At 62.5% G+C, this 23,818-nt stretch carries 20 protein-coding genes; 4 read left to right on the forward strand and 16 right to left on the reverse strand.

Going from position 1 to position 23,818, the window contains the following annotated elements; translation table 11 throughout:
• From V7Q81_RS04515 to V7Q81_RS04525, 3 genes are all read right to left on the reverse strand, one after another.
• On the reverse strand, positions 1-757 hold a 757-nt coding region (locus V7Q81_RS04515), incomplete at its 3' end, for a ZIP family metal transporter (protein WP_333840732.1).
• Between the two features lie 51 nt (positions 758-808).
• A complete protein-coding gene (gene pgeF / locus V7Q81_RS04520; protein WP_333840733.1) occupies positions 809-1,564 on the reverse strand; it encodes a peptidoglycan editing factor PgeF in 756 nt (251 codons plus the stop codon).
• On the reverse strand, positions 1,561-2,463 hold the full coding sequence (locus V7Q81_RS04525; RefSeq protein ID WP_333840734.1) for an RluA family pseudouridine synthase: 903 nt from the start codon (positions 2,461-2,463) through the stop codon (positions 1,561-1,563). Before V7Q81_RS04525 ends, pgeF begins: the two co-directional genes overlap by 4 nt.
• A 67-nt stretch (positions 2,464-2,530) precedes the next feature.
• Between V7Q81_RS04525 and V7Q81_RS04530 the strand changes: the two genes are divergently transcribed.
• Positions 2,531-3,367 (forward strand): outer membrane protein assembly factor BamD, encoded by an 837-nt coding sequence (locus V7Q81_RS04530; protein WP_333840735.1) that lies wholly within the window; start codon positions 2,531-2,533, stop codon positions 3,365-3,367.
• A gap of 2 nt (positions 3,368-3,369) precedes the next feature.
• Here V7Q81_RS04530 and V7Q81_RS04535 read toward each other — a convergent pair whose 3' ends face one another.
• The 9 genes from V7Q81_RS04535 to V7Q81_RS04575 all read right to left on the reverse strand — a co-directional run bounded on the left by V7Q81_RS04535 (position 3,370) and on the right by V7Q81_RS04575 (position 15,098).
• The gene (locus V7Q81_RS04535) at positions 3,370-3,687 is read right to left on the reverse strand and encodes a metal-sensitive transcriptional regulator (protein WP_333840736.1); all 318 of its coding nucleotides are present in this window, start codon (positions 3,685-3,687) and stop codon (positions 3,370-3,372) included.
• A complete protein-coding gene (locus V7Q81_RS04540; protein WP_333840737.1) occupies positions 3,668-3,880 on the reverse strand; it encodes a heavy-metal-associated domain-containing protein in 213 nt (70 codons plus the stop codon). Before V7Q81_RS04540 ends, V7Q81_RS04535 begins: the two co-directional genes overlap by 20 nt.
• Before the next feature lie 24 nt (positions 3,881-3,904).
• On the reverse strand, positions 3,905-6,355 hold the full coding sequence (locus V7Q81_RS04545; protein WP_333840738.1) for a heavy metal translocating P-type ATPase: 2,451 nt from the start codon (positions 6,353-6,355) through the stop codon (positions 3,905-3,907).
• A gap of 106 nt (positions 6,356-6,461) precedes the next feature.
• Positions 6,462-8,429 carry an acetoacetate--CoA ligase gene (locus tag V7Q81_RS04550; protein WP_333840739.1) on the reverse strand — a complete coding sequence of 656 codons (1,968 nt, stop codon included), beginning with the start codon at positions 8,427-8,429 and terminating at the stop codon, positions 6,462-6,464.
• A 93-nt stretch (positions 8,430-8,522) separates the two neighbouring features.
• Entirely contained in the window at positions 8,523-8,762 is a 240-nt protein-coding gene (locus tag V7Q81_RS04555) for a hypothetical protein (RefSeq protein ID WP_333840740.1), read from the reverse strand.
• 1,118 nt (positions 8,763-9,880) lie between these two features.
• Positions 9,881-11,296 (reverse strand): TolC family protein, encoded by a 1,416-nt coding sequence (locus V7Q81_RS04560; protein WP_333840741.1) that lies wholly within the window; start codon positions 11,294-11,296, stop codon positions 9,881-9,883.
• On the reverse strand, positions 11,296-13,491 hold the full coding sequence (locus tag V7Q81_RS04565; protein WP_333840742.1) for a peptidase domain-containing ABC transporter: 2,196 nt from the start codon (positions 13,489-13,491) through the stop codon (positions 11,296-11,298). Before V7Q81_RS04565 ends, V7Q81_RS04560 begins: the two co-directional genes overlap by 1 nt.
• A 19-nt stretch (positions 13,492-13,510) precedes the next feature.
• The gene (locus V7Q81_RS04570) at positions 13,511-14,767 is read right to left on the reverse strand and encodes an HlyD family secretion protein (RefSeq protein ID WP_333840743.1); all 1,257 of its coding nucleotides are present in this window, start codon (positions 14,765-14,767) and stop codon (positions 13,511-13,513) included.
• A 145-nt stretch (positions 14,768-14,912) separates the two neighbouring features.
• Positions 14,913-15,098: a hypothetical protein gene (locus V7Q81_RS04575; protein ID WP_333840744.1), complete on the reverse strand. Its 186-nt coding sequence runs from the start codon at positions 15,096-15,098 to the stop codon at positions 14,913-14,915.
• 1,038 nt (positions 15,099-16,136) lie between these two features.
• Between V7Q81_RS04575 and V7Q81_RS04580 the strand changes: the two genes are divergently transcribed.
• The 3 genes from V7Q81_RS04580 to V7Q81_RS04590 all read left to right on the forward strand — a co-directional run bounded on the left by V7Q81_RS04580 (position 16,137) and on the right by V7Q81_RS04590 (position 17,965).
• Complete coding sequence (locus V7Q81_RS04580) at positions 16,137-16,727, forward strand: sigma-70 family RNA polymerase sigma factor (protein WP_333840745.1); 591 nt, start codon at positions 16,137-16,139, stop codon at positions 16,725-16,727.
• Entirely contained in the window at positions 16,724-17,428 is a 705-nt protein-coding gene (locus V7Q81_RS04585) for an anti-sigma factor (RefSeq protein ID WP_333840746.1), read from the forward strand. The genes V7Q81_RS04580 and V7Q81_RS04585 overlap by 4 nt, the downstream gene beginning before the upstream one ends.
• Positions 17,429-17,503: 75 nt before the next feature.
• Complete coding sequence (locus tag V7Q81_RS04590; protein ID WP_333840747.1) at positions 17,504-17,965, forward strand: group I truncated hemoglobin; 462 nt, start codon at positions 17,504-17,506, stop codon at positions 17,963-17,965.
• A gap of 348 nt (positions 17,966-18,313) precedes the next feature.
• Here the strand turns inward: V7Q81_RS04590 and lysS are convergent, their stop codons facing one another.
• From lysS to V7Q81_RS04610, 4 genes are all read right to left on the reverse strand, one after another.
• Entirely contained in the window at positions 18,314-19,816 is a 1,503-nt protein-coding gene (lysS, locus tag V7Q81_RS04595) for a lysine--tRNA ligase (RefSeq protein ID WP_333840748.1), read from the reverse strand.
• Positions 19,817-19,889: 73 nt separating this feature from the next.
• Positions 19,890-20,994, reverse strand: a protein-coding gene (prfB, locus tag V7Q81_RS04600) for a peptide chain release factor 2 (RefSeq protein WP_333840749.1) whose coding sequence is annotated in 2 segments (ribosomal slippage) — positions 19,890-20,912 and positions 20,914-20,994 — 1,104 coding nt in all. Because the reading frame shifts where the segments join, the coding sequence is not laid out codon by codon here.
• Between the two features lie 58 nt (positions 20,995-21,052).
• Complete coding sequence (recJ, locus tag V7Q81_RS04605) at positions 21,053-22,747, reverse strand: single-stranded-DNA-specific exonuclease RecJ (protein WP_333840750.1); 1,695 nt, start codon at positions 22,745-22,747, stop codon at positions 21,053-21,055.
• Between the two features lie 2 nt (positions 22,748-22,749).
• Positions 22,750-23,787 (reverse strand): phosphoglycerate mutase, encoded by a 1,038-nt coding sequence (locus V7Q81_RS04610; protein WP_333840751.1) that lies wholly within the window; start codon positions 23,785-23,787, stop codon positions 22,750-22,752.
• Between the last annotated feature and the right edge of the window lie 31 nt (positions 23,788-23,818).

A 23,818-nucleotide genomic window follows, 5' to 3' on the forward strand; every position in this document is an offset into this window, starting at 1 on the left:
GCTCCCCCACCACCCAGATCGATGCCACCCCCAGGGCGATCAGCAGCACCTGGATGGCACCGGCCTTCAACGCTGGAGTGCGATGCAGGTCCGGGATGAGGTCCGCCACCGCCACATAGATCATGCTGGCGGCGGCAAAGCCGAGCAGCGGCGGCACCAGCTCCCGCATGCTGTCAAGCCCGGCGTAGCCGATGAGCGCCCCCAGGAGCATGGCCATGCTGGAGAGCAGGTTGAACAGCAGGGCCTTGGCCTTGCTGAAACCGGAGTGGAGCAGGACGAGGAAGTCGCCGGCCTCCTGGGGGATTTCGTGGGCGATGATGGCGAGGGCCGTCACGATGCCCAGGTGCGGGTTGGTGAGGAAAGCAGCGGCGATAAGCACCCCATCGACGAAGTTGTGGATGGTATCGCCGATGAGGATGAGGAGACCGCCGCGCATGCGGACGCCGGGCAACAGCGCCGGATCATGGCCATCCGAATGATGGGTGTGATGGTGGCGCCACAACACCAGCTTCTCGAGCACGAAGAACACCACGATGCCGAGGAGCACGATACCGCTGGTCTGCTCGATGCTCCTGCCATGGGCCATGGCTTCCGGCAGCATCTCCAGAAAGGCGGCGCCAAGGAGCGTGCCGATGGCGTAGCTTACCAGCCAGGGAATCCAGGCGGCACGGGCGGCGAGAGTGAGGGCTGCCGCCACCAGCACGCTCAAAAGACCGCCCGTGAGGCTAGCGGCGATGATCCAGGCGAAAGGGGACATTCGAAAAGAGGGCGCAGCGGCAAAACGGCGCATTATAGCCGTACTGCGGGCTCAATCGGCGAGCCAGACGAGCGCCGCCATGCGTCCCGTCACCTGATCCCGTCGGTAGGAGTAGAAGCGTTGCGGCTGGCTGAAGGTGCAGGCCTCTTCTGCGTAAACCGCCCGCACCCCGCAGCTGTGCAGGCGTTGGCGGGCGAGCAGCGGCAGGTTGGCGAGCCACTTGCCGTTGTCCCGGGGCAGAAAGGCGAAGGCGGCCCGGGTTTCGTGGTCCAGGAACGCCTGCCGCACCTCCTCGCCCACCTCGAAGCTGTCGGGCCCGATGCAGGGTCCCAGCCAGGCGAGGAGATGGGCCGGGTCCGCCTCCATCGCCTGCACCGTGCGTTCGAGCACCCCGCGGGCCAATCCGCGCCATCCGGCGTGGGCGATGCCCACCACGGTGGCATCCCGATCGCATAACAGGACCGGCAGGCAATCGGCCACTAGCACCGCGCACACCACGCCGGGCGTGCAGCTTACGGCGGCATCGGCCTCGAGTTCTCCGGGCACAGCGCGGGCTGCGGCCGAGTCCAGGCGGGCGACCGTGACACCGTGGACCTGCTTGAGCCAGCGGGGTTCGGCCGGCAGCCGCTGACGCAAGCGGCGCCGATTTTCCGCGACGCACTGGGGGTCGTCGCCCACGTGCTCGCTCAGATTGAGGGACGCGTACGGGCCGCGGCTCACGCCCCCGGCGCGGGTAGTGGCGAGGGCTCGCACCCGTTGCGGCGCGGGCCAGTGGGGCAGGATGAGCTCAAGCGGATCGTCCGTCATGGGTGGCGCCGCAGCTGGTCCAGCAAGGCCGCCATGTCGGCGGGCAGCGGTGCATCCAGCACCAGCGGGCGGCCCCCGGCCGGGTGGGGAACGACCAGCCGGGCAGCGTGGAGGGCCTGCCGGGGGAATGCGGCGAGGAGCGCGGCGGCAGGGCCCTTGGGCGTGCCTCGGTACACGGGATCCCCCACCAGGGCATGGCCGATGGAATGGAGATGGACCCGGATTTGATGGGTACGGCCGGTTTCCAGGCGGCACAGGACCAGGGTGCATCCGGGCAAGGGCTCCAGAGCCTGCACGTGGGTGAGGGCAGGCTTTCCCGGGTCCACCACCGCCATGCGGGTGCGCCGTACCGGATGGCGGCCGATGGGCGCTTCGATGGTGCAGCTGCCCGGTACGGTGCCCAGGGCGAAGGCCAAGTACTCCCGCCGGACCCGGCGCTCGGCCAGGGCCCGCTGGAGCTGAACGTGGGCCGCCAGGGTCTTTGCCACCACCATGAGCCCGCTGGTGTCCTTGTCCAAGCGATGGACGATGCCTGCCCGGGGGAGCGCGGCCAGGGCGGGGGCATGGTGCAACAGGGCGTTGAGCAAAGTGCCCCGCCAGTTTCCGCTACCGGGGTGGACCACCAGGCCGGCGGGCTTGTCGAGGACGATGATCTCCTTGTCCTCGTACACGACAGCGAGGGGCCGCTCCTCGGGGGTGTAGGCCGTCTCCTGGGGGTCCGGCTGGAGTGCCACTTCCACCGTCTCCCCACCCCACACTCGCTCTTTGGCCGCACGCAGCGCCCCGTCTACCCGCACGGCGCCCTGGCGGATCCAGCGGCTCAAACGGCTGCGGGAATATTCCGGCAGGAGCCGCGCCAGGGCCTGGTCGAGACGCAAGCCGGCGCAGTCCTCTCCCACCCGCAGACGCCGCAGGGGCGGGCAAGGCGCTGCGCTATAATCCGTCGAAGACAGTGAGGAATTCGCCATGGCCGTTAGTGTACGTGCAACTCGCCTTCGCCGATGCGGGCGGACCTGCTCCCGCGGGCTCGCCGCTGCCGCGGCCTTGCTCGTTTCGCTCTCGGGTTGCGGGCTCTTGCCAGAGGAAAGAGACCCCACCGCAGGTTGGTCCGCGAGCCGACTCTACGCCGAGGCGAAGGATGAATTGAACAGCGGCAACTACCAGAACGCCATCAAGCTCTACGAAAAGCTGGAAGCGCGCTATCCCTACGGCCGCTACGCCTTGCAGGCCCAGCTGGAAATCGCCTATGCCTATTACAAGGACGGGGAAAGCGCTTCCGCCATCAACGCCGCCGACCGTTTCATCAAGCTGCACCCCAATCATCCCAACGTGGATTATGCCTATTACCTCAAAGGGCTGGTCAACTTCCAGTCGGACTTGGGCATTTTCTCCGCCCTGGGGGGTGACGATTTCAGTGACCGGGACCCCAAGGCGGCGCGGGAAGCCTTCGAGGCTTTCCGCGAGCTGGTGACCCGCTTCCCGGAAAGCCGCTATGCTGCCGATGCCCGGGCGCGCATGAACTACCTGGTAAATGCCCTGGCCTCTCACGAAGTGCACGTGGCCCGCTACTACATGCGTCGGGGCGCCTATGTGGCCGCGGCCAACCGCGCCAAGTACGTGCTGGAGAATTACCCCCAGGCGCCGGCTCTGGAAGAGGCCCTGGCGATCATGGTGCGCGCCTATGACGCCCTGGGGTTGCCCAAGCTGCGGGACGACGCGCGCCGGGTGCTGGAACAGAACTTTCCCGGCAGCGTCTACTTGGCGGGTGGCCCGGCGCGAAAGCCCTGGTGGAAGCTCTGGTGAGGTTAGCGGGCGAACTTGCGCACCACTTCCATCAGCTCGGCGATGGCCGCGTCCCCGTCGCCTGAGCGGATGGCGCTCTTCACACACCCCTGGGTGTGGTCCTCCAGGAGCGTCATGGCCACCGCGTCGAGCGCCGAGCGTAGGGCCGAGATCTGGGTGAGGATGTCCACGCAGTAGCGCTCCTCCTCGATCATCCGCACCACGCCCCGCACCTGGCCTTCGATCCGGTTGAGGCGCTTGATCAGGGCGTCCTTGCGGGGCTGCACCACCCGTTTCGGCGGGTGGGGGGGATCGGAGCGACTACGCGGCGGCGACCTCATAGCCTGCCCCTTCGATCGCCGCGCGCAACGTCTCGTCGTTGGTGCGCATCGGGTCGTACTCGATGCGGGCCTCGCCTTTTTCCAGAAAGACGTCTACCCGGCCGACCCCCTCGATCTGCTCCAAGGCGCTTTTGACACTTTTCACGCAACCCTGGCAGGTCATGCCTTTCACTTTCAGAGTGACCGTTTGCATAGTTTCTCCCATCGTCGAGGAACGCTAACCGGTGAGGGAGGAGGTGGGCATCGGGTGGCCGGCCTCCTTTTGCCCCCGGTTCCGCTGCTCCTGCTCAGCGCCAGGCCGCCAGCGCCTGAGCAGCAGGGCGTTGCTAACCACCGACACCGAGCTCAGGGCCATGGCGGCGCCCGCAATCACCGGATTGAGGAACCCCAGGGCCGCCAGGGGGATGCCCAGCACGTTATAGAAGAAGGCGAAGAACAGGTTTTGGCGGATCTTGGCCAGGGTGGCTCGGGAGAGGGAGAGGGCGTCCGCGACCCCGTTCAGGTCGTTGCGCATGAGGGTGATGTCGGCGGTCTCCATGGCCACGTCGGTACCGGCTCCCATGGCAAAACTCACGTCCGCGGCGGCGAGGGCCGGCGCATCGTTAATGCCATCGCCCACCATGCCCACCGTTTCCCCCGCCTCCTTCAGGCGCAGTACCTCGGCCCGCTTTTCCTCCGGTCCAAGCCCGGCGCGGAAGCGGTCGATGCCCGCCTGCCGCGCGATGGCCTGGGCGGTGGCCGGGTTGTCTCCAGTGAGCATCACCACCTGGATCCCCATGGCCTTGAGCCGCGCCACGGCCCGGGGCGATGTGGGGCGCAGCCGGTCTGCGACAGCGATGATGCCGAGAAGCCGCCCGTCCCAGGCCACCGCCACGACGCTTTTGCCCTCGGCCTCCAAGGGCGCTACCAAGGCTTCCTCGACCTTTACGCCCTGGCCTTCCAGGTAGGCGAGGGAGCCCAGCACCGCGGGCTTGCCCTCCACGCAGCCGCCCACGCCCCGGCCCGGTACGGCGGCGAAATCGGCGAGGCTGAGCACCGGGACCGCTGCCTCCTTCGCTCGTTCCGCGATGGCCCGAGCCAGGGGATGCTCGGAAGCCTGCTCCAGGGTCGCGGCCACGGCGAGGAGCTCGCGCTCGGCGACTCCCGGCATGGGAGCCAGGTCGGTGACTGCCGGGCGTCCCTCGGTGAGGGTGCCGGTCTTGTCCACCACTAGGGTGCTGACGCGCTCCGCCCGCTCCAGGGCGGCGGCGTTTTTCACCAACACGCCCGCTTGGGCGCCCCGGCCGGTGCCCACCATGATGGCGGTGGGCGTGGCAAGCCCCAGGGCGCAGGGACATGCGATCACTAGCACCGCCACGGCGTTGATCAAGGACCCCGCGAAGTCGCCGCTCCACGCCCACCCGCTGACCAGGGTGGCGGCGGCGATGAGCACCACAACGGGGACGAAGAGGCCGGAGAGGCGGTCCGCCAGGCGCTGGATGGGCGCCTTGGACCCTTGGGCCTCCTCCACCAGGCGCACGATGGCGGCAAGCTGGGTCTCGGCGCCGACGCCGGTCGCCTGCAGCCGCAGAAACCCCTGCTGATTGACGGTGCCGGCGTAGACTGGGCTGCCGGGCTGCTTGCTGACGGGCAGGCTTTCGCCGGTTAGCATGGATTCGTCCACGCTGGAGGTGCCTTCGATGACGACCCCGTCCACCGGAAAGCGCTCTCCGGGTCGCACCCGCAACACGTCACCGGGCTTGAGGCTGGCGGCGTCCACTTCTAGGACCTGGCCGTTGCGCTCCACCCGAGCGATCTTGGGTTGTAGCCGCATCAGGGCCTCGATGGCGGCCGAAGTCTTGCCCTTGGCGCGGGCTTCCAGAAGCTTGCCCAGCATCACCAGGGTGATGATGGCGGCGCTTGCCTCGAAGTAAACGTGCTGGTCTAGGGAGAAGGCGGTGACTGCGGCGCTGAAGAAATAGGCGGCGGAGGTGCCCAGCGCGATGAGTACGTCCATGTTGGCCCCGCCGCCCCGCAGGGCGTGCCAGGCGCCCGTGTAGAAGCGGCTGCCGATCCAGAACTGCACCGGCGTGGCGAGCAGCCATTGGAAGGTGCGGGGCAGGAGCTCCTCGTGGGTGCCACTTGCCATGTGCACCATCTGGGCGAGCAGCGGCGCGGTGAGGGCGGCGGAAATCCAGAACCGCCTGAGCTCCCGGCGGTAGACTCGTTCCCGCTCGGCTTTTTCCCGTGCCCGGGTCTCCTCGGTGAGCTCGACGGCGCCATAGCCGGCGCGCCTGACTGCTGCCATCAGCGCGGGCACATCGACCAGTGCGGGCGAGTAGGTGACTCGTGCCCGCTCGGCGGCGAAGTTCACCACGGCCTGCACCCCGGGCAGGCGGTTCAGCACCTTCTCGATGCGGGCCGCACAGGCCGCGCAGGTCATGCCAGAAAGCTTGAGCTCCAACGTGCGCGCGGGCACCTGGTAGCCTGCCCGCTCGATAGCGTTCTTGAGGGCTTCGGGCGGGGTGAGCGCTGGGTCGAACTCCACCCGCGCCTTCTCCGCGCTGAAATTGACCACGGCCTGTACCCCAGGCAGGCGGTTCAGCACCTTCTCGATGCGGGCCGCGCAAGCCGCGCAGGTCATGCCCGCGACGGGAAGCTCCAGGCATTTACGGGACGGGGCGTTCACGGCGATACCGTTCCATTGGGGCAGCGCACTCGCCTGCCAGGCCGGCAGATCCGTACGCGTCTATGCCATCGTATACCCCACCAGGGTATATGTCAACGGGCGACTCTCAGTCCCTGAGCTCGGGCCGATCGCGGAACTGTTCCAGGGCCTCGGGGTTGGCCAGGGCTTCCAGGTTTTTCACCGGCCGGCCGTGCACCACGTCGCGCACGGCAAGCTCCACGATCTTGCCCGACTTGGTGCGCGGGATGTCGGCCACCTGTACGATCTTAGCGGGCACGTGGCGCGGCGTGGTGTTCTCGCGGATGTGGCGCTTGATCCGGTCGATGAGGGCTTCATCCAGGACGACTCCCTCCCTGAGGCGCACGAACAGCACCACCCGTACGTCGTTCGGATGATCGGGCGGCCATTCCTGGCCGATCACCAGGCTCTCCACCACCTCGGGCAACTGCTCCACCTGACGATAGATCTCGGCGGTGCCGATACGCACCCCGCCCGGATTGAGCACCGCGTCCGAGCGCCCGAAGATGACGATGCCATCGTGTTCGGTGAAAGCTACGTAATCTCCGTGGTGCCACGCGCCGGGGAAGCGCTCGAAATAGGCGGCGCGGTACCTGGTCCCGTCCGGATCGTTCCAGAAACCGATCGGCATGGAGGGAAAGGGAGCGGTGCACACCAGCTCCCCTTTCTTCCCTGGCGGGAGCGGGCGACCCTGCTCGTCGAACACTTCCACCTTCATGCCGAGCCCTCGGCACTGGATCTCACCCCGCCACACGGGCAGAAGAGGGCAGCCCAGGACGAAGCAGGAGACGATGTCGGTGCCGCCGGAGATGGAAGAGAGCAGCACGTCCTTCTTCACCTTCTCGTACACGTAGTCGAAGGACTCGGGCAGCAGGGGCGAGCCGGTCGAGAGAATGGTCTCGAGGCTCGTGAGGCGATGGGTCTCGAGGGGGGCAAGGCCTGCTTTCTTCACCGCGTCGATGTACTTGGCGGAGGTGCCGAAGACGGTAATGCCCTGCGCGTCGATGTCGTCGAAGAGCCGAGCAGGGGAGGGGTAGAAGGGGGAGCCCTCGTAGAGCATGAGGGTCGCCTCCGAGGCGAGACCCGAAGCGAGCCAGTTCCACATCATCCAGCCGCAGGTGGTGTAGTAAAAGAGACGATCGCCGGGCTTAAGATCCACGTGCAGCCGGTGCTCCTTCAGGTGCTGGAGCAGCGTGCCGCCAGCGCCATGGACGATGCATTTGGGCACGCCGGTGGTGCCGGAAGAGTAAAGGATGTAGAGGGGGTGGTTGAAGGGCAGACGGGCAAAGGGGATGGCCCCGGCCGCATGGGGCGCCAGAAACGCATCCATGGTCACGCCCTTAGGCACTTGGGCTGCGTCCGGTTGCGGCTCGAGATAGGGCACCACTACCACCCGCTCCACACTGGGCAGCCGTCGCACGAGCTCGGAAACCCGCGCCAGACAGTCGAAGGTTCTTCCGCCATAGGGATAGCCATCGGCGGTAAAGAGCACCTTGGGGCCGATCTGACCGAAGCGGTCCATGACCCCTTGTACGCCGAAGTCGGGCGAGCAAGAGGACCATACGGCTCCGAGGCTCGCTGCGGCCAGCATGGCGATCACTGTCTCGGGCAGGTTGGGCAAGAAACCTGCGACCCGATCGCCCGGCTGGACACCGGCGGCGGCGAGGGCCTGCACCAGGCGCGAGACCTCGTCGTAGAGAGCGGCGTGGGTGAGGTAGCGTCTGCGCCCCGCCTCGTCCCAGAACACAATGGCCGGGGTCTCGTCCCGGCGGCGCAGGCAGTTCTCGGCGAAGTTAAGCCGTGCCTCCGGAAAGAAACGGGCTCCGGGCATCTTTTCCCCGTCCACCAGTACCCGCTCACCTCGGGTCTCGGCAATGACGCCGCAGTGCTCCCATACCGATACCCAGAACTGCTCGGGCCTTTCGACGGACCAGCGGTAGAGGCTTCGGTAGTCCCGGACCTCGACGCCCCAACGGGCGCCCACGTGGGCCATGAAGGCGCTCAGATTGGCTTCGGCGATGCGCTGCGGCGATGGGGTCCAGAGGGGTCGTTCCATGGTTTCTCCTCGAACACTCGGATTTCAATGGCTAAATCCAGATACCGGCCTGACGCCTATTAATAATTGTGGCTCTTTTGAATATCGAGTGGGTTATGCGGCATAGGGGTTGACGTGGGCGAAGTCTGGCTTGCGGACGATCAGGAAGATCACGGTGCGGAGGGTGGAGAGCCAATTATAGTCACTCGCCATGCGCGTGGCGGCTTGGGGCGGGCTGTTCATGGCTCCGGAAGTGCTGTTGGTTTGCTGCGTCGGTGCCCAGGCGACGATACTCCCCATATGAGTGCGGATAAGCCTGGCGACTTCCTTCACGGGTTCTACCTTCGAGCGCATGACGTTCGCGCATCAGTGGATGAGTATGCCGTGCACGGCATTGATCTGCTTACGCTCGCGGATGTCGCATAATTGCTCGCACAGGTGCCGGGCGCGGGCTGTTCGCTTGGTGGCAATCCGGTCAAGCAGCGCATAGGGTCTTTCTGGGCACCCGTGCTAGGTCTGTCGCGGTCCCTGAAAAGGTCTACTGTAGCCCCTTAAGGCTAGGGTCACGCTCGCCGGTTGGGTCTATCGCTGCGCTGGCCTGAGTGGCCACGGAAAACTTGTAAAAGGCGATGTGGACCTTGGGGCAGATGCTTGCTCACGCTCAGATAAAAGACGACGACATGTCAATAGAAAGGGATTCAATGGCGCTAGCGTCATCCTCATGAGCGGTCAGATCATCAACAAAGGCTGCGACGGTATCGGCACCGCGTCCCTCGAAATAACACCTTGCGCTCGTTTGCGTCAGCAAAAAGGGTGACGTAGTCGCGCTTGCGGCAACGTCGGTCTTCATCTGCGGTCTGGCGTTTGACTTTGGAGAAATCCGCTTCTGTCACGCCAGATCGACGTAGCATTCGAAAAAAATGGCGATAAGATACCGCCACAGATCGTAATAATCGGTGCGTCGAACAGCAGCGCGAAGCTGGTCAGCAAGCCCGCTCAATCGGGCTCAGATAAGCGGATCACACCATTGGACACGCGCACACGTGGCATGCCGACTCCCGTTTCGGGTTCATGCTGGAAGACGCGACCCAACGACAAAGTTCAAATAGCGGTAGCACTTCGTGATGGTGTCGCGTGCTGGTTGACGAGGTCAATACCCAACACAGCAACCTGATCAAAAACAATGAAATCGATACCGCCGATCGGCGTATTCTGACGGCATCGCAATCGACGTTTTGGATATATCACGGATCACGAATGCTCACGGCAAATTCGAACAGATTTGACACTCACGCTGGCTGTACATCGCAATGTACAAATAGACATACACATTGCCTACGCGCTACCACGGCCTCTATGAGGCGGTGTATTGAATGATCCCGCGCACCAAAAAATCGCTTCGTGGGATGCCGCTAGCTCTTGGTTCAGAAACTAAACTGGCAATCACCTGCTTGTTTTTAATAAAAGCAATTTCATTGAAGGATCCAATTTTTAAGATTTCCTGCGCTTGCAGACAAGGTTATGCGAGTCATGTGCCTATGCACTTCTGCGTTTATTCGTGCTCGTTCTGTTTCTGTTTTGACTTTCTGTGCATCGAGCCATTCGCTAATGTCTACGATGCCAGCCAGATATCGTCCTTTTGTAATATGTAGAGTCTGGTTGACATTATCTAAAAGCGCTTCAATCTTGGTTTTGTTTTCCTCCGCAGCCAACCAGTCTTGATAAGCCCTCCATATATCAAGCCTAATCTTGTACCGTATTTCTTCAAGCAAGGCTCGTCGAGCTTCGAGTTCGGCCTCCGCGCCTCGTGTCTTGTAGTGCGGTTCAAACCCGTGGAAAAGTGGAATGTTGAGTTGTATACCAATTGATACAATATTGTCCGGCGAAATAACGATACTGTCTGGAGCTGGCGAACGTATATATTGTCCGCTTAGCGTCAGCGCGGGCATCCCTTCTGCGCGCACTAGGCGAATGCGTTGTTTGGCTGCGGCGACTTCAGCCGCTGCCGCAATCACTACGGGATGCTGATCGACGAGATCGTCGACGGAGAGATCTTCATATTTGGGTATAGGGTTGCCTCTCAAACTAATCTCGTCGATGTCAGGAAGCTTCAAGTCAGTGGATGGCGGTAGTCCCAGTTCGGTAGCTAGTGCTCCTTGCGATTTACGCCACTCTCGCTCAGCCTCGATGCGTTCTGCATTAGCGTGTGACAAGGCGTTCATTGCTTTGAGTTTATCGGTCAACGAAACGTTACCAGCTTGATGTCGTGCAGTGGCAGTCTCAAGTGTTAATTTTGCGAGTTCCTCTGATTTTCTGGACGCATTCCAGCTTGCATACGCGCGTATGCTATCGAAGTAAAACTTAAGAACGTCTAGGATCGTTTGCTGTAACACATTGTTATAATCGGCGTTTGCTGCCTCATGCAAGGCACGAGCTTGATTCAGTTTCGCGCTTCGGTGGCCAAGATCGAGCAGCAGCCAATCAAAGCGCAAGCTGTATCCATGTGTCGTAGTGCTAAATTTTGTTCCCAGTGAATGCTGGAAATCCTGCTCTGTGCGCCTGTTATCTACTGTGGCGGTAACTCGCGGTAGATATGCGCTCAGGGTCTGCCCGATTTCAGCTGCTCGGAGCAGTACGCGGGCCCGAGCAGCGCGCACCTTGGGACTATGGCACAACGCTCGGGTAACAGCCTCGGTTATCCCGATTGGATGGTGCGGCGCATCAAAACGGCAGGCAACACCATTGTCCAGATAGCCCTCACGGGACGCTGGATAATGTGCGCCGACGCGAATGGATGTGCCAAAAAGCTCGTACAGTTCCGATGCGGCGGCTGAGAGTGGAGCTGCAGTCCCCATCCATAGCGAGTAAAGGAGTACACCATGCTTCATTACGCCGTTGCCTCGTTTAGCTCTCCTTTCATAGCTTTGCGAATCGAGGTAAAGTCGTCTGGCGGCAGATCGGCGACGATACGGCCGTGACGCAGCACCACAACGCGATCGACGGTAGCGATGGTTTGCGGGCGATGGGTGATGATGATGCGTGTCAGGTCGAGCGCACGGATAGCAGCGTTGACACGCTCTTCAGATTCTATATCTAAGCTGCTGGTCGCTTCGTCGAGCACCAAGATTTTTGGCTCGCGGTAGAGCGCACGCGCCAACAAGACACGCTGCTTCTGACCCCCCGACAGCACAGTGCCCATATCGCCCACCAGAGTATTGTAGCCCATGGGCATCGCTTCGATATCGGTGTGGATGTCGGCCATACGGGCGCAACGCTCGATCCGCGTCTGATCGGCTTCGGGGTCGAAAAAGGAGATGTTGTCGGCCAGCGAGCCAGCGAAAAGCAGATCGTCTTGGGTCACAGTGCCGATCAGCGAAAGAACGCGCTGCTGGCCGAACTGACGAATGTCAGTGCCGAAGAACCGGATCTCTCCGGAATTCGGCGTGCGCAGCCCCAGCAGCACGTGCATCAGCGTTGTCTTGCCGCTGCCCGAAGGACCGACAATAGCGACCGATTCACCTTGGGCAATACGCAGGTTGACATCTTGCAGAACCCAAGGTGACAGCTCGCTATAACGGAAGCAGATGTTCGTCAACTCAATGCAGGGCACACCCGGCGCTGCTGGCAGTTGAGACCAGTGAGGCGCTGGTACGCAAGTTGTGGTACTCCCGTCGTACTCCGGTCTGGCCAGCGCAATGTCGGCGAGACGCTCGCCGTGCAATCGCAACATGCGTAGCTCAAACAAATGGTCGATTAGGGTACTGCTGCGCTGGGCAAACTGGTCTTTGTAGGCGAGAAAAGCCATCAGCGCTCCCACGGTAAATCTGTTGTTCATCACCATTACCGCACCGAGGCCGATGATCGTGACGCGCTCGATGCCGAACATCAAGCTGTTGATATGCCGATAAAATAGTTGCATTTTTTGCGTACGTAGTCCGGCGTTGATCTCTTCTACCAGTAGTGTGAGCCAGCTGTTGCGGCGCTCATCGATGCGCTGAAACAGCTTGATCGGCTTGATACCACGCACGGTTTCAAGAAAGTGGGATTGTTGCTTGGCGGCATGTACGATCTGCTCCTCGGTTGCCAGCCTGAAAGGCCGCCACCATAGCCAGCGGATCAGCGTATAAGCGAAAATTACCGCGAGTGCGATGCTGGCCAGCATTGGGTCGTAAACGAACATCATCATCAACACAATGACGGACATGACGCCGTCAAGAACAGTCTCGATAAACTGCGATGTGACGCTACGCTGGATAACGTCGATTGATCCGAAACGAGACACGATGTCTCCGAGATGGCGATTCTCGAAAAAGCGCAGCGGCAAACGAACCAAATGGGTAAACAAGTTGCTGCGCCACTGAAGGTTAAGCGTTGTGGACAGATAAAGCATGACCCATCCACGCAACAAGCTGATCGCTTGCTGGAAAATCACGAGTAAGCCAAACGCAAGCGCTATCGTAACCAGCAAATCACGGTCGCTAGCAACGATGACGTCGTCGATAACCCATTGCAGGTAGAACGGGCCTATGATGACAAACACTTCGAGCACGAACGCCAGCATCAACACCTGTACGAGCGACGGCACTAGCCCCGATACCTTGCCCAGCAATTGCGAGAACGATATCCGCTGCTTAACGGTTGCTGGCTTAAAGCTTTCATTGGGCCAGGCCTCGAGCGCCACACCAGTGAAGCTGCGTGAAACTTCTTCCATTGACAGTTCGCGTATGCCAACTGCGGGATCATGAATTACGATAGACCTAACGCGAACTTTCTTCAGTACGACGAAATGATTGAAATTCCAGTGCAGTACACAGGGTCGGCGCAATTTGTCCAAATCGTCGAGATCCAGCTTGACTGCGCGCGTCGCTAGCGACAACGCGTTTGCGATTTGTACCAGCTGATTCAAAGTAGTACCCATCATAGACACCGTGAATGTGCGGCGCAGGCTGTAAAGGTCAATCTTCAGTCCGTGATAGCCAGCAATCATGGCAATGCAGGCGACGCCGCATTCAGCAGCTTCGTTTTGCAGAATGAGTGGCAACTTATGCCCTAATCCGAAAGCAAGCGCGTGGTGCAGCCTCATTTGTGGCAATTTGCTCTGTTCACAGTTTTCCCGACAGGCTGAAAAGCGGCTCCAGCGCCCATTCGTACAGGCGGCGGGTCTCGCTCATAAGATCAGCTTCTAGCAACATACCCGCTTGCAACGCCACTGGCTTGCCATAGGCCATTATGGTTTGCGCTGGAAGTGCCACCTTCACCAGATATAAAGGTTCCGCGGACTGCCCGCCTTGTCCCAACCCAAGCTCTTCGGGTAACAAGGAAGCACGCGAGATGCTGATTACATAACCTTCAAGCTGTCCGAATTTCTGGTAGGGGAATGGTCGCAAGCGCAGGCGCACCCGATTACCAATGCTAACGAAACCCACACTGTGACTCGGAACGTAAAGATGCGCGACCAGGCGTGAATCCTGAGGCACCAAACTTACCAGTAGCTGTCCCGCTTCGACGGTCTGTCCTTGGTCGACCAACGGCGCGGTTGCGACGCCTGATGTAGGCGCAGACACATCCACGCTGCGACGTCCTTCGCTGATTGCCAATTCTTTTTGGTTGCTGGCTATTTCGCGCGCCAGCTGCGACATCTGATTCTCGTATTTGAACCGCAGCGTGGTGAGCTCGCGCTGGAGCGACCTTATTTCCTGGAAGATACGCGCCTGGTCGCGCTCAATGCTGCGCATGCGCATCGCTTGATCGAGAGCTTCAGCCTTTTTCTGCTCGTATTGCTCTTTGGATACATAATCTTGTGCCATCAAGGCAAAATATCGACGTTCCATATCCTCGGCCACTCGCACACGTTCTCGCTGGAGCGTGGCCGCTGCGTCTAGCTTTTCTGCCTCTGCGTGGAGATCTTCGATCTGGCGGCGCAGCGCTTCGTCTTCCTTGGCCTTCATCTGCCTGATGCGACGCATCTCATCGTTGAGCAATCGCCCCCGCGCGTGGACTTGTTCGATGATTCTTGACTCGATGCTGCCACCGGTACTGGCGTGCCGCTCACCCGATAAGACGTACAGGACGTCGCCGGCGAGGATCTTCTGACCCTCTGAGACCTTGCGCTCGGAGACTACGCCTGCTTGTGGCGCGATGATACGAACCAAGCCGGTATCCGGCATCAGCAGGCCGGAGGTCGTACTGCGCCGAGTATAGGTTCCCAGGGTTAGCACTAGGACTACGGCCAGCCCGATCACCAATGCAAGCAGGCTGAATACGCGGTAGCTGAGCGGCTGGATCAGGATGATTTCACCCATCGAGCGCTGACAATGCGCTTGCAGGGCTTCCTGCCTGAACAGCGGTTTACGGTTCATCCGCCTTTCGACAAGGATGAGGCTGCAGCGATGGGATGTTATTTCGCAAGCGTTAAGCTGCCGAAGATGGCAATGCGTCAGGGCAAGCAAAAAGCCCACTTGCGTGGGCTTTTTGCTAGGTAGTTAAGCCCGAGATCTGGCTTGCTTAGACGGAGTGCAAGAGACCGCGTACAAAATTCAGCGCCCCTCCGATCAGGCTGCCGAGCAAGGTGAAAGTACCGCCGGGGGTCACGTCGATACGGGCATTGAGAATGGGATTATCGCCAATCGCGATCGACAGACCGCCGGACACTTCAGACATTTCAGCTGGGTTCAGTACCTGTATGGACATCTTTATCTCCTCACAAAGAAATAAAAAGGTATTTATTTATACTAACCAAATAATCAATGGTCATTTAACCATCGACATTCGGCCCTACAATACTCACAAAATGAGCTTAAATTGTCAAGCATTTTTATGCATATGTCTTCATAACGTTTAAGATTTCTTTATGGAAATCTCGAGTGAGTTAAACGCCATGAGGATCGATGTGGGCGAAGTCTAGCTAGCGGACGATGAAGGAAGAGCGCGGTTGCGCCGCCTTGATGACGGACGAACTTGTCCCAGCGCCACGTTTTCTCGCTCGCCTACAGCAAGCTGGCTAAAAGACCATGTTTGAAAAATACATTATTATTTAAAGTGTCCTGAACACAGCTCCGAATCAGGCTAAAACCGCTCGCACCATCTGTTGAGGCTAATCAGCCTTTCAACCGGATGGCATAGGCTTGCCGCAGACACGTTTGCTCCCCAATAAAAATGAGCGCAAACGTCGCAACGTTGGGCATCGTTTACATTTTTGGCGCAGTGAAAAAGGTTGCGGTGGCCGAGCCACCCGATTGGGTCCTCGGTACCGTAGACGGCGATCACTACCCAAAGGGGCGACTCCGCCTCCGGTGGACCCGTCCACCTCGGTGACTGCGCTGATTGCGAGCAACCTTCCACTTTAAGCATATGCTGGCCCGATGCCACACACGCCTAGCCCTACCACAACGATGGCGGCAATGGCGCGTCGTGTATACCGATACCTTTTCAGCATGTTTTTGTTCTCCTCTGAATAGACCATGCACGGGCAAACCGATATGCCGAACGGAGCAGGACTGTGTAACCCAATACACGCCACTTCGGAATTTGGACTCGTTCCCAACGCGCACGACAGGTGACCGCCTGGCCAGTAGTGTCTCGGTTTCCGACGGATACATCCAAACCGCCTTCCCGTGCGTATTCATACTTAATTAATGAGTCCGTCAGCAGAAGGGCTCGGGTACGGTTAGCTGACAATGCTTCCGTGCTTCCCTGGTGTTTACCGGCTGCGGCGAGGATCGCGAGGGGATGACGGTCAGGGTTCGATTGCGACGGGCACCTTTGAAAACGCCGGAGTCTGAGGACGTTCTGGCGCAGTTGCTCGCGCGCTGTGCGCTGCGGGACGAGGGGGCCCTCGAGCGGCTCTATCGCTTGACCGCGCCTCGGTTGTTCGCCCTGGCGCTGCGCATGCTCAGGCGCCGGGATTGGGCCGAGGACGTGCTCCAGGACTGCTTCCTCGCGGTGTGGCGCCATGCCGCGGATTATCGGCCAGAGCGGGGCGAGGCCCTCGCCTGGATGGCGGCGATTTTGCGCAACCGGGCGCTGGATTGGCTACGGCGGGTCGATCCAGAGACTCCCTTGGAAGAGGAAACGTTTCCGCAACCACCCATGGACGAGCATCCAGGTCCGCTGGAGCGGATGCTTTCCTCCGCTGCGGCGCGGGCGCTGCAAGAGTGCCTGGCGCGGCTTCAACCATGCCAGCGCCAGGCGATCGCCTTTGCTTACTACCAGGGCTTGACCCACGAGGAACTGGCGCAACGCCTGGGCGAGCCCCTGGGCACGGTCAAGACCTGGATCCGCCGGGGCTTGGAGCAATTGCGGAGGTGTCTTGCGCCATGAACTACAGCGATCCGCAACTCAGGCAGCGGCTGGCGGGGGAGTACGTCCTTGGTACCCTACGAGGTCGCGCGCGGCGGCGCTTCGAACGCCTGCTCCTCGACGAGTCGGCGCTGCGCCGGCTCGTGGAGGATTGGGAGATGAAGCTAAACCTCCTAGCAGAGTCGATCCCTCCGGTGCAGCCCCCGGAGCGGGTGTGGCGGGCGATCCAGGCCCGCATCGCCCCGGCACGGACCGAGGCTCCCGGTTGGTGGAACCGGCTCGCCCTGTGGCGGGCCCTTGCGGCCGCCGCGCTCCTGGCGGGGGTGGTTCTGGGCATTCAACTTGCTCGGCCGCCGGCCCTCGAGATTCCTCCCGCCCGAGTGGCTGTGTTGACTGGAGCCCAGGGCCAGCCCGCCTGGCTGCTCGCCCTGGTGGCGAAACCGGGCGAAGGGGCGTCCTTGCGCTTCACCGCCCTTCAACCCCAGGTCCTCGGTCCCGACCAGTCGCTCGAGTTATGGCTGATTCCCGGGGGCGAGGGAGCCCCCGTTTCAGCCGGATTGTTGCCACCAAGCGGCAGCGGCACGCAGCCTCTGCCCGCCGCGGCTTGGCACGTCCTGGGGCGAGCTCGGGCAGTGGCGGTCAGCCTGGAGCCCAAGGGGGGCTCTCCCACGGGAGCCCCGACGGGTCCCGTGCTCTTCCAAGGCGTTCTGATGACTTTGTAGCGCATCCGGAAAGGCGTCTTTTGCGTATAGGCGAAGCGGGGGCTGTCCCCGCTTCGGCTCAGTCAAAGGAGTGCCATGATGAAGATCCGTTTTTACGCGCTCTTTCTCTTGCCAGTTCTCGGTTTCATGGGTCCGCTGGCCGGGTGTACGGCTTACGCCCAGACGCAAAAAGCGGCGACCGAGAGCTCCCTCTACGAGCGTCTGGGCGGCAAAGCCGCGATCCAGGCGGTGGTGGACGATTTCATCGGCAACGTGGCTGCCGACCCGCGTATCAATGGCTTTTTCGCCAACGCCAATATCGAGCGGCTGAAGAAAATGCTGGTGGACCAAATCTGCGAAGCCAGCGGTGGGCCCTGTAAATACACGGGTAAGAGTATGAAGGAGGCCCATGCCGGGATGGGGATCACCGAAGCGCATTTCAACGCTTTGGTGGAAGACCTGGTCAAGAGCCTGAACAAGTTCCGCGTCCCCGAGAAGGAGAAAAACGAGCTCCTGGCGGCCTTGGCAGCGATGAAACCGGATATCGTGGGCAGGTAGACCTCTGCGAGCTTTGCCCGGATCGGGGCGAGCGGCTATGCCCGATCGCCGCCAATGTAACTGTCTTCATCGACTTCACTCCCCCGTCGACGGTAGCCGGGCGTCCGGTCGCGGGGGCTTTTTCGAGGGGGGATCCCATGCCCAAGACTCGACTTCGTGGATTGCTTTTGTCGGCGTAGGCCGATACCCGCCCGATCCGCGGCAGGGGATCTCAACGCCTGTCGCAGCGGCTACGCTCGCTACAAGGCTCGGGATTCCGTCGCGCGGGCTGTGCAATACGAAGCGGGACGCAACGCCCGCTGAGCGCATGGGGCGAAATTTGCGCGGGCGTCGAGCGAATTGTCGAGGCTACTGGAGTTTGAGCTGGGGGAAGAGGATCACATCCCGGATGCTGGGACGGTCGGTGAAGAGCATCACCAGCCGGTCGATGCCGATGCCCTCCCCCGCCGTGGGCGGCAGCCCGTATTCCAGGGCGCGGATGTAGTCGGCATCGAAGTGCATCGCTTCCACGTCCCCTGCCGCCTTGGCCCGTGCTTGGGCACGAAAGCGCTCGGCTTGATCCTCCGGGTCGTTTAACTCCGAGAAGCCATTGGCGATCTCGCGGCCCGCAATGTAGAGCTCGAAGCGCTCAGCCACTTCCGGGTTGGTGTCGCTGCGACGCGCGAGGGGCGAGACCTCCGCGGGATAGTCCAGGATGAAGGTGGGCTCGAACAGCTGCTGCTCGGTGGTTGCTTCGAACAGGCTGAGCTGCAGCCCGCCGAGGCCGTCCTGGGGCTTGTAGGGCACCTGCAGGCGTTCCAGCTCCTGGAGCAGGAAGGCGCGGTCGGCGAGCTGGGGGGCGGTGTATTCGGGATGGAACGTCTGGATCGCCTCCAAGATAGTATACCGGGCGAAGGGGCGGGCGAGATCTATTTCCCGGCCTTGGTAGGTGAGCCGCGTGGTCCCCAGCACTTCAAGCGCCACCTGCCGCAGCATCTCCTCGGTGAAACCCATGAGGAAGCGGTAATCCTGGTAGGCTTCGTAGAACTCCAGCATGGTGAATTCGGGGTTGTGGCGGGTGGAGATGCCCTCGTTGCGGAAGTTGCGGTTGATCTCGTATACCTTCTCGAAACCTCCCACCACCAGCCGCTTGAGGTAGAGCTCAGGGGCTACCCGCAGGTAGAGCTCCATGTCCAGGGCATTGTGGTGGGTCACGAAGGGGCGCGCTGCCGCCCCCCCGGGGATCGGATGCATCATGGGTGTTTCCACCTCCAGGTAGCCGCGGGCGTTCAGGAATTCCCGCAGCGCCTGGATGACCCGAGTGCGAGTGAGAAACACTTGGCGCGCTTGCGGATTGGTGATCAGGTCCAGGTAGCGCTGCCGGTAGCGTTGCTCCTGGTCGGTCAAGCCGTGGAACTTCTCTGGCAGCGGACGCAGCGCCTTGGCGAGGAGCCTGAGCTCCTGCGCCCTCACCGTCAGCTCTCCCGTCTTGGTCTTGAACAGGATACCCCGCGCACCCAGGATGTCCCCCAGGTCCCAGTGCTTGAACGCCTCCAACCCCTCTTGCCCCACCTCATGCAGCGTCACATAGATCTGGATGCGACCGCTCATGTCCTGCAGTGTCGCGAAGGCCGCTTTGCCCATGACGCGTTTGAGCATCATGCGCCCTGCCACCGCCACCTGGATGGCCTGGGGTTCCAGGCTTTCGTTGTCAAGCTTCCCGTATTTCTCGTGGAGCTCGGCAGCCAAGGCGTTGCGCCGGAAATCGTTGGGAAAGGCTGGGCCGCGCCGGCGCAGTTCGGCGAGCTTGGCTCGGCGCTCAGCAATGATCTGGTTCTCGTCCCGCTGCAACTCCGTTTGTTGTTCGGACATCTTGAATCCCTGAGGTGTCTTTACCTTCAAGCGGTGCAAACCCGCTCCGGTGTGAAGGACGGCAAGGGCACGGCTAGACCCCTTGCTTGAGGCTCGCGGTGATGAATTCGTCCAGGTCCCCGTCCAACACCGCCTGGGGGTTGCCGACCTCGACGCCGGTGCGCAGGTCTTTGATACGCGACTGGTCGAGCACGTAGGAGCGGATCTGGTGTCCCCAGCCGATGTCGGTCTTGGCCTCTTCCAGCTTCTGCCGTTCCGCCTCCCGCTTGCGCAGCTCCAGTTCATAGAGCCGGGCCTTCAGCATGGCCATGGCCTCGGCCCGGTTGCGGTGCTGGGAACGGTCGTTCTGGCACTGGACCACGATACCTGTGGGCAGGTGGGTGATGCGGACCGCCGAGTCGGTGCGGTTCACGTGCTGGCCGCCGGCGCCGCTCGCCCGATAGGTGTCGATGCGCAGGTCCGCCGGGTTGATCTCCACCTGGATGGAGTCGTCCACTTCCGGATAGACGAACACGCTGGCGAAGGAGGTGTGCCGCCGGGCGTTGGCGTCGAAGGGGGATTTTCTCACCAGGCGGTGTACCCCCGTCTCGGTGCGCAGCCGCCCGTAGGCGTAGTCGCCGATGACCTTCAGGGTGGCGCTCTTGATGCCCGCCACCTCCCCTGGGGACTCTTCCAGCACCTCTACGTCGAAGCCTTTGCGCTCGCAGTATTTGAGGTACATGCGTTCCAGCATCTGGGCCCAGTCCTGGGCCTCCGTGCCGCCGGAACCCGCCTGGATGTCGATGAAGCAGTTGTTCGGATCCATAGGGTTGGAGAACATGCGGCGGAATTCCATCTCCGCCACCTGCTTCTCCAGGCGTCTCACGTCGGCGGCGATGGCGGCGAGGGCTGCCTCGTCCTTCTCCGCCCGGGCCAGCCCAAAGAGTTCACCCGTGTCCTCGAGCTCTTGCCCGAGGCGCTCCAGGGTCAGCACCACCGATTCCAGGGCTTTGCGCTCGCGCCCCAGCTCTTGGGCGCGGCGGGGGTCATTCCAGAGTGCCGGGTCCTCGCTTAAGCGCACGATTTCAGCGAGGCGCTTTTTCTTGGCTTCGTAGTCAAAGATACCTCCGCAACTCGGAGGTGCGCCGCACCAGATCTTCCAGGCATTGCTCGATGTCGTTGAGGGTCTCAGCGTCCATGGGCGGGAAATTCCGTGAAAAAAGTGAATTATAGCGTTGCGCGACCCTTGAGACAGGCTTATGCCGGCTCCCAATGCCGGAGGGTGAGCTGCACGCGCTCTTCGCCGTTGAACTCGTTGACCTCCAGCCGGTAGGCGGCGCGGATGCGGGAAGGCAGCTCCTCGGCGTGGGAAAACAACATGGCGTCGAAGCGGACACCCGCTTTGGCGAGCTTGAGCTTGAGATGACGGCCCGCCACTACCCGCTGGGACTCCACTTGAAAGCAGTCATCGAACAGGGGCTCCGGAAATCCTTGGCCCCAGACGTGGCGGGCGAGGAGCCGGGCGAGCTCCAGGGTGGCCTCCTGGGGATCCAGGGGCCCGTCCGTCTCCAGGACCTGTTCCAGGTCCGCCTCGGTGAGCAGCTCCCGGGCGCACGCCTCGAAGGCTTCGCGAAACGCTTCCAGCCCTCCCGCCGGCAGGGTCAGGCCCGCCGCAGCGGCATGGCCGCCGAAGCGGACGATCAGCCCGGGTTGGCGCTTGGCCACGAGATCCAGGGCGTCTCGCAGATGCAGGCCCGGGATGGAGCGGCCGGAACCCTTGAGCTCGCCCGCTTGTCCCGGCGCGAAGGCGATCACGGGGCGATGGAAGCGTTCCTTCAGCCGAGAGGCGAGGATGCCGATCACCCCCTGGTGCCAGGAGGGCTCATAGAGGGCGAGGCTCCAACGGTTTCCGGGGTCGAAGTCCTCCAGGTGCTCCAGGGCCGCTTCATGCATGTCCGCCTCGATATCCCGGCGCAGCGCGTTGAGCCGGTTGAGCTCTTCGGCGATGGCCTGGGCCCGGGCCGGGTCGTCGGTGGTGAGGCACTCGATGCCGAGACCCATGTCGGCGAGCCGTCCCGCGGCGTTCAGGCGCGGGCCTAGACAGAAGCCCAGGTCGTGGGTGCTCGCCCGGCGTGGATCCCGGCCGGCGACTTGAAACAGAGCCAACACGCCGGGCGGCGCGTCCAAGGCCCGAATGCGCGCAAGCCCCTGGTGCACCAGGATGCGGTTGTTGCGATCGAGCTTTACTACGTCGGCCACGGTGCCGAGGGCCACCAGAGGCAAGAGCCGGGCCAGGTTGGGCTCGGGCGTCCAGGTGAAGGCGCCGCGGGCGCGCAGCTCCGCCCGCAGGGCGAGCATCAGGTAGAACAGGACGCCGACCCCGGCCAGGGCCTTGCTGGGGAACGGGCACTGGGGCTGATGGGGGTTGACGATGGCTGCCGCCCGGGGCAAAACGGGGCCGGGCAGGTGGTGGTCGGTGATCACCACTTCTATCCCCAGCCGGCGGGCCGTCTCCACCGCTTCCACGGCAGCGATGCCGTTGTCCACGGTCATGAGGAGGTCCGGCCGCTTCAGCTGGGCGGCAAGTTCCACCGTCTCCGCCGTCAGGCCGTAGCCCGTCTCGAAGCGGTTGGGCACCAGGTAATCCACCCGGGCGCCGAAGGCCGTGAGCGCCCGTAGCCCCACCGCGCAGGCGGTGGCCCCATCCGCGTCGTAGTCAGCCACGATCAGGAGCCGCTTGCCCGCCTGGATCGCCTCCGCCAGGAGCCGAGCCGCCTCCTTCACCTGCCGCAGTCCGTCATAGGGGAGCAGGGCGGCAAGCCGCGCGGAAAGCTCCTCCGGCGCCACCACCCCTCGGGCCGCCGCGAGCCGGGCCAACACGGGATGGACTCCCGCTGCTTTGAGCGCACGCTCTACCTCGGGGGGGACGTTCCGGGGCATGAGTCGGGGCACGGTCACCCTCCCTGGATACTCGCCGCCCACGCGGGGAAGGGCCGGCGCCTGCGCCAGAAGCGACGCAGGTCCGAAGCCCGGGCCTGTACTTGCGCGGGAGCAGGTACCGGGATCACCACCAGGCCCTCGAGGCGCTTGGCACTGAGGGCGGCCTCCAGGGGGGCGAACCAGTCCGCCTCCAGGGCGACGAGCCCCGCCCGCCAACCTTCAACATCCCTGTATTGAGCTGCACCCCGCAGGCGGTCCAGGACCACCAGGACTTCCCCCTCCTCTTGAGCATCAGCGAGGAATTCCCGAGCCGAAGCGGGCAGCATGCGCCCGGGAACACCGGCGGCCCGGGCGAGAGCTAGGGAGAGGATGTCCCGGGCGTACACGGCGCCGAAAGCGGGCCGGGGCACCGGGACTTGCTGTCCACCGCCCCACAGCCAGACGCTGTTGATCGGCGGATGGCCCTGGGCTTCCCGGCGCAGATTGACCGGATGCTCGTGCAGCATCATCTGAATCTCGGTCAACCGACGCTGCCAGCGGAGCGCATCTTCCCCCGTGGGATGAAAGGCATCCACGTCGCGACCGATCACCTCGGTGATGAGACGAGTCTTGAGCCGCGGAACGGCGGGCAGGCGTAGGTACCAGCGGTCGGGCCGCATGGGATGGAAGGCAAGCCCTTCCTCGGCGAAATGCCGGTTCAGGGTGTCGGTGAGGGCGATCGCTTCCGTTGGGCTCACTTCGAAGACGGTGCTGTCCACGAGCCGCACTCGGTCCCGCTCGAGCTGCAGATGGATGGGATCGGCTCGCAGCCAGTAGGCCTCGCCGGGCAGGCCTCCATCCAGCGTCAGGGTGAGGGGGGCGATCGGCCAGTCCTGCTGGCACGCCACGGCGAACGCCCGACACAGCCAGACTTCTGGGCTCACGGGCGCGGCCGGCTGCCACCGGCCCCGGGACAGGAGCCGCTCCAGGCGCTCAAGGCAAAGATCAGCGAACGGCGAAGGATCTGAGACGTCGAAGTCGAAGAGGTGGGGAACCAGCAGATGAACAATCACGGTGACGGAAGGGCCGCGCGGTGCGCTTCAA

The organism is Pelomicrobium sp. (assembly GCF_036803785.1).
GTDB lineage: Bacteria > Pseudomonadota > Gammaproteobacteria > Burkholderiales > UBA6910 > Pelomicrobium.